Here is a 9,008-nt window from a genome sequence, read left to right as displayed (position 1 = left end):
TCTATAGTCCTAGTCATTATATAAGCAGCCTGCTCTGTTTCTGTGACAGCTATTTCGGTATTCTTATCTTCGAGATCCATTATGGCTACTGATTCTAGAGTATCGGTATCTAACTTAAAGAGCTCTTCCTCTTTACTATATAGCGTTTGATCTTTTAAGGGGAAAAAGTCCGAGATATCCGATAATTTTTCACCGCTTTCTCCTATGAATATCGACTGATAATCCGAGTATATAAGATGCTGGCCACTCCAGGAAAATTCTGTAAATTTATCTACTGGAATAGATATGGTTTCTTCTGAAACAAGTTCAAAGTCCTGGTTAAATGTATCTTTTTTTACGCCCTCTTCTGTGAGATAAGAAACATCGAGCTGTCCTTCTTTAAGAGATTTCAAATGAGGCTTTGTAACAGTAGAAGTCAGACCTAGTTTAATTCCCCGGCTCCAACCTTCTGTAGGCGGTTCTGTAACATCTGAGTAATTTTCCGCGAATAATAGGAGTACTGCGGCGATTGAGATAATAACAGGAGCTGCCCACACTAAGCTTTTCTTCAGCAAGTTCATGCACAACCTTTCCATATATGTAATAAATATCTATTCATATGTATTACGTTGGGCATGAGAATATGGTTTCAGAAAATTAAAAATACCGCGATTTAAACGCGGTATTCCTAATATCTTATTAATCTTCTTCAGTGTCAGTGTCGCCAGCAATGCTGTGAGCTAAGCGGCTGGAGGCTGCTGCTGCTATAGCACCTACAATATCATCTAAAAATGTGTGACATTTCCCGGAGGATTTATCATTTAACTGTTTAAGTATGCCAGGTTTTTGTTTATCGATATATCCATAGTTCGTAAATCCAATGGAACCATAGACATTTACAATAGAGAATGCAATGATTTCGTCTATTCCATAGAGTCCTTCATCAATTTCTATAGTGGTCTGTAACGGTTCCTCAAGCATTTTCTTTTCAGCTAGGCGATCCATTTGAATTCCAGTGATGATCGCGTTCTGTACCTCGCGCTTTTTTAAAACCCGATTCACATTAAATCGGCATTCTTCCATAGATAAATCATCATGATATTGAGATTGTAAATAATGGACAAGCTCAGCCATGTCATCAATGGTTACTCCGCGATCAGCAAGCCATTCTCGAGCTGTTGTTTCAAGTTCAGTTACTTTTTTATCTTTTGCCACTTTCTCACACCCTTTCTACGATTTCCCCACTATCAATACCCGTGTGACTTCCCATACAAACGCTATGGGTTATGACTAATTATATCAGAACTTTCAGATAGTCGTCTTACTCATTTGAATGGATTTGGATTAGTATATGTTAAACTGGTCTTGAAAATAGGATGAATGGAGGGAAAAGCTTGCAAAAACCATATGTTTTTATAACGAGAGCTTTACCAGAGGCTGTGGTTGAACCATACCGCAAACATTTAAACATTGAAATGTGGCCGGAAGAAGAAAAACCTGTGCCGCGTGAAGTTTTGTTAGAGAAGAGTGTTCAAGCTGACGGTTTGTTGACGATGCTGACAGATTCTATCGATCAAGAGCTGCTTGAGAAGACTAACACCTTGGATATTGTAGCCAACCTGGCTGTTGGTTATGACAACATTGATATCACTTATGCAAAAGAAAAAAAGATAGCGGTTACGAACACCCCGGATGTATTGACGGATACAACAGCTGATCTTACCTTCGGTTTACTAATGGCTGCAGCCAGAAGAATCGTGGAAGCCAGTGAGTTTGTCAAAAAAGGGGAGTGGGGACCTTGGTCACCTCTCCTTCTAGCTGGTTCAGACATTCACCATAAGACAATAGGCATTGTTGGGATGGGACGTATTGGTGAAGCAGTGGCTAAAAGAGCAAAAGGGTTTGATATGAACATTCTTTACCATAATCGGTCAAGAAATAAAGAAACGGAAGAAAAATTAGAGGCTAGCTTTACGGATTTTCATGAACTGATCGAGCAATCAGATTTTATCGTTAGTATGGTACCACTGACGCCTGAAACGCATCACATGTTTGATCAGGCAACTTTCCAACGGATGAAGTCGGAAGCCATTTTTATTAATGCTTCCAGAGGAGCGGTGGTTGATGAGCAGTCGTTGTATGAAGCATTGGTGAACAACGAGATAGCAGGAGCTGGGCTTGACGTATTTGAAAAAGAACCCATAGGAGCAGATCATCCGCTTCTTCAACTTAATCAAGTCGTTTGCCTTCCCCATATAGGTTCAGCCACAAGAGAAACCCGCATTGACATGATGAAATTATGCCTGGATAATTTATACCGATTTTTTAATCATGAGAGATTGCTGACTCCAGTTAAGTAAGCTTCGCTGTAAAGTTGTAGTTAAACCCTAATCATTACATCTATTGGTTATGGTTTGAAGCGCATTACGGTTACAGGGGTAAATAGGGCTGAAGTATCTTTATGCGGTTATAGAAAGAGTCGCCGAGCTGGTAATTAAAAAGAAGCCGGCACCTGTTTAAGGTGCCGGCTATTTAGGGTCATGTATTAGAATACTTGTTCGACTTCATATATGCCAGGTACTTCCTGAGCCAGGGCACGTTCAATGCCGGCTTTTAAAGTGATGGTAGAACTAGGGCAGTTTCCGCAAGCCCCCATAAGACGCAGGCGCACGATGCCATCTTCCACATCTACGAGCTCCACATCTCCACCGTCACGGAGTAAAAATGGGCGAAGTTTATTCAGTACTTCTTGAACTTGTTCATTCATGTTCAATCTTCCCCTTTCTATAATTCCATTATAAAACGAAATCGGCAAAAAATCTATTGTAGTCTGATGGTTTATGGATTGAGAACCATTTTCATTTTATCTTTTTTTCTTAGTTTTGTAAAATGAAAATATATGAATTTGATGAAGGTGGAGAGAGTAATGAGTGAAAAGAAAATTAACCTGACCGTTTATGGAGCAGAAGTGAAGTGTGCAAGCTGTGTGAATGCACCTGGATCAAAAGAAACCTTTGAGTGGCTTCAAGCAGCTATAACAAGAAAGTATGGAGAAAATAAGGTTTCTTATCACTATTATGATCTCCATGAAGAAAACCAGCCAGGCGTGGATGAGCAGCTGGTCGATCGGTTACTTGATGAGGAACTTTTTTACCCGCTTGTACTTGTAGGAGATGAGATTGTGGGAGAAGGTAACCCTAGATTAAAATCCATTTATAAAGCTCTTGAAGCGAGAGGACTTGAAGCTTAAGATATAACGAAAATGTCTGTTGTTTGTTTGATCCTTGTGTTAAAATATGGGCGATATAGGGTTTCATCCGTATAAAAAAAGAGGTGAACGTGGATGAATCCATTGATAGAATTTTGTATTAATAATTTGGCCAGCGGTGCACAGGAAGCTAGAGAGATTCTTGAAAAAGATCCCGATTTGGATGTTATAGAATATGGCTGTTTAAGTAATTGCGGACTTTGTTCTCAAAGTCTTTATGCAATGGTCGAAGGAGACAGGATCATTGCAGATACTCCAAAAGAACTTGTCGATAAAATATATGAACACTTGGAAGAGACCCTATAAAACTTGCTGCAAAAAAGAAGGCATCGCTCAGATGCCTTCTTTTAGTTTACCTACGTGATGCTTATCACAGAAAAGCTCCCTTTTGTTGAAGACTTGATTTCGAGATATTTGGGTTGAGAGGACAGTCCTTCGGGGGACGATTTCGCTTTCCGTGGGCATGTGGTAAGCTTCCTCAGGCTTCGCCTTCCGGGATCTTACCGATCATGTTCATCCCATTCTTACACTACTTTAGTCGTACTCGAAAATCAGAACATAAACCACAAGGAGAGCTATCCAGCTCCAGCACCTAGCGTCTAGTGAGACTTCCCTCACTTCTGTACGATAAGTCAACATCGAATCGCTACGCTCTTCGTGTTTCCTTTATCTCCGCCAGCTCAGTCCAGACGCTGACCAAGGTGCTTCCGCTTTTAACCTAGGAGTCTTCATCGTCCCCCTCCGGACCTGGCCGAATCAGAAACTCGAAACCATTTAAGACATCGACGGGTTGATGAGAAAATAGCAAGTGTTCATAAGGCTATTTTCATGCTATAACGATGTGAAATAGCCTGTCATAAAAGCATTTAATATCTATTAAGAAGGAGAGCATTATCTCTTATAAAAGCGTCCGTTATTCTCACTCGGCTGGGTTGGTGGGGAAATGACGAGACTCTAATATAGCCGGGCGTCTAGATGTCTAAGGGTCATTTCATCCGGCTTGTGATGTTCACATCGCTTCCAAGCAAGGAGGCTGTGCCTCGGATCTTTTTATCGTGAGCCATTACGACGAATTCCCACTGGTTTCCCAGAAGCCCGTGTGGTTCAACGTCTATCCACTCTATAGGCGCGGTTTGAACCTGATTTCGTAAATAGCTTTGTAATTCTAATTTTCCATAAGCTTTTAAGGATAAGAAACTCAGGGCAACGAGCAACCCGGCCGTAAGAACCAATTTATTGCTTGTTTTTAATACGATAAGTAATACGGCAGTCATAAGTAATATTAATAGCAGCTCTTGTTTGAGCAGTGTAAATGCATAATTCTTATTTGAAAGTGGAGAAAAAAGGCGGGAACCATTTCCAATCCAATCAATGAGCAGCGCACCTCCCATAAAAGTAGTAAACGTTGCTAATAAACTATACCAGTACTTTGTCCTAGTCCATTTTTGAATAAGAATAGCGAGTAATAAGGATAAAAATGGCAGGCCAATCAGGGAGTGGAAAGCTGTAGTACCAAGAAACTTAGGTATATCCGGGATCAGAACGATAAATCCCAGACTCATAATTAGAGCGCGCTGCTTAATTGTATATTCTTTTTTACCAAAAAAAGCAAACATAATAAAAGCACCTGCAAGCAGATGTAAAGTTGTAGATGGAACATGGGTAATTAAGGTGGAAACCATAGTTGTCCTACTTTCTAAATTCAATATCTCTAATGCTTATTCTCCGTGTAAACACTATTCAAACATTATTTAGAAAGTGAACGACTGACATTTCATCCATTTGATAATTATGACAGTGGTTAGTATACTAGCATTAAGAAAGAAAGGAGTGGCTCAGGATGATTCTAAATATTACAGAAGCGGCAAGTCACCAAATAAAGGAAATGTTGAAAGAAGAAGATTCTAATAATGTACGTCTTCGTTTTGGTGTAAAAGGTGGAGGCTGCAGTGGATTATCATATGCCATGGGCTTCGAAGATGAAATTAATGAAGAACTGGATCTTACAGAAGAATCAAACGGGATTCCTGTTGTGATTAACCGACAAGATGCTGCTATTATTGAAGGTACAACTATAGATTTTAAACAGAACATGATGGGTGGAGGATTTACCATTGATAATCCGAATGCCATCGTATCCTGTGGGTGCGGGTCTTCCTTTAAGACAGCGACAAACGCAGGAAGTCCTGACCCTAATTGCTAAGCAATTAAATAAAAATTGAAAACTTTCCTTATAAGGAAGTTCACAGCTTGTAGAGAAACCGCCTGGCTTTTCTACAAGCTATTTTTATGTCCTGAGGGGAAAATGTTATTTTGCTTATAGTTAAAGGTGGTTGATGTTTTTTATATGTACATTTTGATTTCGCCAAAAAGCTCTTCTTGAGCGATAGCTGTACGTCCTAAAAGGCAGGTTCTTTTATGTGATAATTTTTTTGTTCCTCTCTCCATATACATGAAAGTAAACCATCTATTTGGAGAGGAGAGCACTAAAATGAAGCAGGCATTACGAGACTGTTTGTCGATGAATGAATACAGAATTAGTGCCATTATTATTGGTTTTTTTATAACGCTCGGGGTTACCATGCTTCAGTATTTACGTCTTGGGACTATAGATATGAATGTTCAGAACTTAATTTTAACCTTTATTTACGTGATCGGAGGAATTCAGGTTTCCCAGCATGTCAAAGATATAGCAATCAAGAATCGTGAAGATCGAGCAGCTCAAAATGAACCATAAAAAAGGAGACCCGGAAGGGTCTCCTTTTAATGTCTTACGAAAACATGCTCGTAGAATGTTTGGGCTGTACACGTGCGCCCGGATCTATATAAGCTTTTGCATTATTGACAGCTGTCGGTCCTTCTCCAAAACCGGAGGCAATTAATTTGACTTTACCGGGATACGTACAAATATCACCGGCTGCATAAATCCCTTTTATATTGGTTTCCATCTTAGAATTCACAACAATGCTATTTTTATCAATTTCAAGTTCCCAGTCCTTAATCGGACCTAAGGATGATATGAAGCCGTAGTTGACGATGACATCATCCACATCAATCGTTTCTACACGATCACCTTTGACTTCATGTAATTCAACTTGTTCTATTCGTTCTTCACCAATCATTTTTTCTGGCGCAAAAGGAGTCATTAATTTCACATTAGAGTTCTCCAATTGGGCTACACTATGTTCGTGAGCTCTGAATTTATCCCTTCTGTGTACCAGTGTCACCTGGTTTGCAATAGGTTCGAGCATAAGAGCCCAGTCTACAGCGGAGTCGCCGCCGCCACAGATCATGACATTCTTACCGGCAAATTTATTCATATCATTAACATGATAATGTAAATTGGTATCTTCATATTTATCAGTGCCTTCAATTTTAAGCTTGCGCGGCTGGAAGGCCCCATTTCCTGCTGTAACAATCAGGGTCTTTGTATAATGTACTTCCTTGTTAGTGGTTAGTTTAAGAACATCATCTTCTACACGTTCGACTGATTCAACCGACTGTTCCAATGCAATAGTTGGGTCAAACGCCATTGCCTGCTCTTCAAGGTTATCAACCAGCTCCTGAGCACGGACTCTTGGAAAGCCCGCTACATCGAAAATATATTTTTCAGGATATAATGCAGTGAGCTGGCCGCCAAGATGAGGAAGACTCTCGATGATTTTGACACTGGCTTGACGCATACCACCGTAAAAAGCGGTGAATAAGCCGACGGGGCCAGCACCAATGACCGTTATATCATATATCTTATCACTCATAATTTACCTCCTGTTGAAAAATGTCACTAATGTACATTCTATCACAAATCATTTTTGAATGGGAAACAGCCCTCTTGAAACCCTTTACAATAACACGTAATAATTCCATTATTTTGATAAAGGGATTATGGGTTGAAAATGAAAATAAAAAAGTCTAATATGAGACTAGACACTAGTTACCGAATTTGTGACAAACATATTAGAATAACGACATTTTTTTATAATATTATGTGTGAAAGTAGTCACAAAGAACACTCAGCGGATAAATAAAATATTACGAGATGGAAGTGATTATTCATGAAAAATCCTAACATAGTCATCCTCGGTGCAGGATATGGAGGTATTATTACAGCGGTTAAACTTCAAAAAAGTTTAGGTGTAAATGAAGCAAACGTTACATTGGTGAACAAGCACAGCTACCATTACCAAACTACATGGCTGCATGAAAATGCTGCAGGTACCCTTCACCATGATCATACACGTATTCCTATTAAAGACGTTATCAATACAAGTAAAATTAACTTTGTACAGGATACGGTAACGGAAATTAAGCCATCCGAAAAACGAGTTATGCTCGAAAACGGCGATTTAATGTACGATTATCTAGTCATTGGTTTGGGTTACGAAGCAGCTACATTTGGAATCCCAGGCTTAAAAGAGCATGCTTTCACGATTGGAAGCATTAACAGCGCTCGTTTGATTCGTCAGCATATCGAGTACAACTTTGCTAAATACAATAACGAAGCTGATAAAAAGCAAGAGCGTTTAAATCTTGTCGTAGGTGGAGCTGGCTTCACTGGGATTGAATTTGTTGGTGAACTTGCGAACCGCGTTCCTCAGCTATGCCGGGAATATGATATTCCTCGGGAAAAGGTACGTATCATTAATGTGGAAGCTGCTCCGTCAGCCTTGCCAGGTTTCGACCCTGAGCTGGTTGAATATGCCATGAACTCTCTAGAGGGCCGTGGAGTCGAATTCAAAATCGGTGCTATGATTAAAGAAGTTACTGAAAATAAACTGGTTTTTGAAAAAGATGAACAACGTGAAGAAATTCCTACTAACACAGTTGTTTGGGCCGCCGGCGTACGCGGAAACAGCTTGGTCGAACAAGCGGGATTTGAGTCTAACAGGGGACGTACTCCTGTGAGTGACGATTTGCGCCCTGCAGGACATGACGATGTATTTATCGTAGGTGACTGTGCTTTGCTTATTAACGAAGAAACAGAACGCCCATATCCGCCAACAGCTCAAATTGCTATTCAAATGGCTGAGCAGACAGCAGACAACCTTACCAAGCTTGTAAAAGGGGATAATCACTTGGAGCCTTTCACTCCAGACCTTAAAGGTACTGTCGCTTCTCTAGGTCACAAAGATGCTATTGGTGTAGTGTTTAACGACAAGAAACTCTTCGGCTGGTCTGCTTCTGCTATGAAGAAGGTAATTGATAATCGCTATCTTCTTAAACTTGGCGGTCCTGGTCTTGTTCTGAAGAAAGGTAAGCTGAACTTTTTCCAATAATGTTGTGAATCATTTGTTCAAGAAGCAAAGGCAGATCGTTGCCTTTGCTTTTTTCTTAGCTTATATAGAGCGCTTGCGCTTTACTATTATCAGTTATAGAATGAGTTTTGGAGATAATTAGGCAAGTGTAAGTTTAGGGGGAACTTCATTGAACATCATACAGTTTTTTGTTTCTATTGTATTGTTTTTTGTATTGTTTTTTGGGATATCTTTCCTTTTGAACATGCTTTTACGGTCCTCGTGGGTCATGTCATTCGTTTATCCAGTAATCGTTCTGTTTATCGTCGACGACTTTCCCTGGACAGAGTACTTTTCACAACCAACCACTTCTTTTCCGACTGTGTTTGCAAAGTTAGTAAATTTACAAATAGTTGATATATTGATTTTAGCGAGCGGTTTAGCTGGTACCATTGTCGCTGGTCTTGTTATCCGCTGGTTAAGGAAAAATGGCTATCAAATGTTTTAATAAACAGCCTCTTCTGTTA

General features: G+C 39.9%; 12 protein-coding genes. 7 read left to right on the top strand and 5 right to left on the bottom strand.

Translation table 11 applies throughout. From position 1 onward, the window contains the following. A partial coding sequence (locus tag WAM07_RS13155; protein WP_422167522.1) for a hypothetical protein occupies positions 1–554 on the bottom strand: 554 nt, incomplete at its 3' end. A 124-nt stretch (positions 555–678) separates the two neighbouring features. Further along, positions 679–1,194, bottom strand: coding sequence for a phosphatidylglycerophosphatase A (locus WAM07_RS13150; RefSeq protein WP_422167520.1), 516 nt, complete (start codon positions 1,192–1,194; stop codon positions 679–681). Positions 1,195–1,373: 179 nt separating this feature from the next. Between WAM07_RS13150 and WAM07_RS13145 the strand changes: the two genes are divergently transcribed. Continuing rightward, positions 1,374–2,339 carry a 2-hydroxyacid dehydrogenase gene (locus tag WAM07_RS13145; RefSeq protein ID WP_422167518.1) on the top strand — a complete coding sequence of 322 codons (966 nt, stop codon included), beginning with the start codon at positions 1,374–1,376 and terminating at the stop codon, positions 2,337–2,339. A gap of 185 nt (positions 2,340–2,524) precedes the next feature. Here the strand turns inward: WAM07_RS13145 and WAM07_RS13140 are convergent, their stop codons facing one another. Then, on the bottom strand, positions 2,525–2,746 hold the full coding sequence (locus tag WAM07_RS13140) for a NifU family protein (RefSeq protein WP_014644140.1): 222 nt from the start codon (positions 2,744–2,746) through the stop codon (positions 2,525–2,527). A 159-nt stretch (positions 2,747–2,905) separates the two neighbouring features. Between WAM07_RS13140 and WAM07_RS13135 the strand changes: the two genes are divergently transcribed. Then, positions 2,906–3,229: a YuzD family protein gene (locus WAM07_RS13135; RefSeq protein ID WP_422167516.1), complete on the top strand. Its 324-nt coding sequence runs from the start codon at positions 2,906–2,908 to the stop codon at positions 3,227–3,229. A gap of 93 nt (positions 3,230–3,322) precedes the next feature. Next, complete coding sequence (locus tag WAM07_RS13130; RefSeq protein ID WP_422167515.1) at positions 3,323–3,553, top strand: YuzB family protein; 231 nt, start codon at positions 3,323–3,325, stop codon at positions 3,551–3,553. A 680-nt stretch (positions 3,554–4,233) separates the two neighbouring features. Here the strand turns inward: WAM07_RS13130 and WAM07_RS13125 are convergent. Further along, positions 4,234–4,929 (bottom strand): metal-dependent hydrolase, encoded by a 696-nt coding sequence (locus tag WAM07_RS13125; RefSeq protein WP_422167514.1) that lies wholly within the window; start codon positions 4,927–4,929, stop codon positions 4,234–4,236. Between the two features lie 158 nt (positions 4,930–5,087). Here WAM07_RS13125 and WAM07_RS13120 point away from each other — a divergent pair, with 158 nt between their 5' ends. Both WAM07_RS13120 and WAM07_RS13115 read left to right on the top strand, forming a co-directional pair. Continuing rightward, positions 5,088–5,450 (top strand): HesB/IscA family protein, encoded by a 363-nt coding sequence (locus WAM07_RS13120; RefSeq protein WP_422167512.1) that lies wholly within the window; start codon positions 5,088–5,090, stop codon positions 5,448–5,450. Between the two features lie 288 nt (positions 5,451–5,738). After that, a complete protein-coding gene (locus tag WAM07_RS13115) occupies positions 5,739–5,984 on the top strand; it encodes a hypothetical protein (protein WP_422167510.1) in 246 nt (81 codons plus the stop codon). A 34-nt stretch (positions 5,985–6,018) separates the two neighbouring features. Here the strand turns inward: WAM07_RS13115 and WAM07_RS13110 are convergent, their stop codons facing one another. Further along, positions 6,019–7,005: an NAD(P)/FAD-dependent oxidoreductase gene (locus WAM07_RS13110; RefSeq protein ID WP_014644133.1), complete on the bottom strand. Its 987-nt coding sequence runs from the start codon at positions 7,003–7,005 to the stop codon at positions 6,019–6,021. A gap of 297 nt (positions 7,006–7,302) precedes the next feature. Here WAM07_RS13110 and WAM07_RS13105 point away from each other — a divergent pair, with 297 nt between their 5' ends. Beyond that, positions 7,303–8,523: an NAD(P)/FAD-dependent oxidoreductase gene (locus WAM07_RS13105; RefSeq protein ID WP_422167507.1), complete on the top strand. Its 1,221-nt coding sequence runs from the start codon at positions 7,303–7,305 to the stop codon at positions 8,521–8,523. 148 nt (positions 8,524–8,671) lie between these two features. Then, positions 8,672–8,989 carry a YuiB family protein gene (locus WAM07_RS13100; protein WP_422167505.1) on the top strand — a complete coding sequence of 106 codons (318 nt, stop codon included), beginning with the start codon at positions 8,672–8,674 and terminating at the stop codon, positions 8,987–8,989. Positions 8,990–9,008 lie beyond the last annotated feature (19 nt).

The sequence above is a fragment of the Halobacillus sp. genome, from assembly GCF_049282395.1.
In the GTDB taxonomy this organism is placed as follows: Bacteria; Bacillota; Bacilli; order Bacillales; family Halobacillaceae; genus Halobacillus.
The sequence above is the reverse complement of the archived record's forward strand: the minus strand, read 5'-3'. Positions and strand labels throughout refer to the sequence as shown.

Bases quoted from the DNA above. Each gene is read 5' to 3' on its own strand.
- WAM07_RS13140 (WP_014644140.1), bottom strand. From the start codon at position 2,746: ATGAATGAACAAGTTCAAGAAGTACTGAATAAACTTCGCCCATTTTTA.
- WAM07_RS13135 (WP_422167516.1), top strand. From the start codon at position 2,906: ATGAGTGAAAAGAAAATTAACCTGACCGTTTATGGAGCAGAAGTGAAG.
- WAM07_RS13130 (WP_422167515.1), top strand. From the start codon at position 3,323: ATGAATCCATTGATAGAATTTTGTATTAATAATTTGGCCAGCGGTGCA.
- WAM07_RS13125 (WP_422167514.1), bottom strand. From the start codon at position 4,929: ATGGTTTCCACCTTAATTACCCATGTTCCATCTACAACTTTACATCTG.
- WAM07_RS13120 (WP_422167512.1), top strand. From the start codon at position 5,088: ATGATTCTAAATATTACAGAAGCGGCAAGTCACCAAATAAAGGAAATG.
- WAM07_RS13115 (WP_422167510.1), top strand. From the start codon at position 5,739: ATGAAGCAGGCATTACGAGACTGTTTGTCGATGAATGAATACAGAATT.
- WAM07_RS13110 (WP_014644133.1), bottom strand. From the start codon at position 7,005: ATGAGTGATAAGATATATGATATAACGGTCATTGGTGCTGGCCCCGTC.
- WAM07_RS13105 (WP_422167507.1), top strand. From the start codon at position 7,303: ATGAAAAATCCTAACATAGTCATCCTCGGTGCAGGATATGGAGGTATT.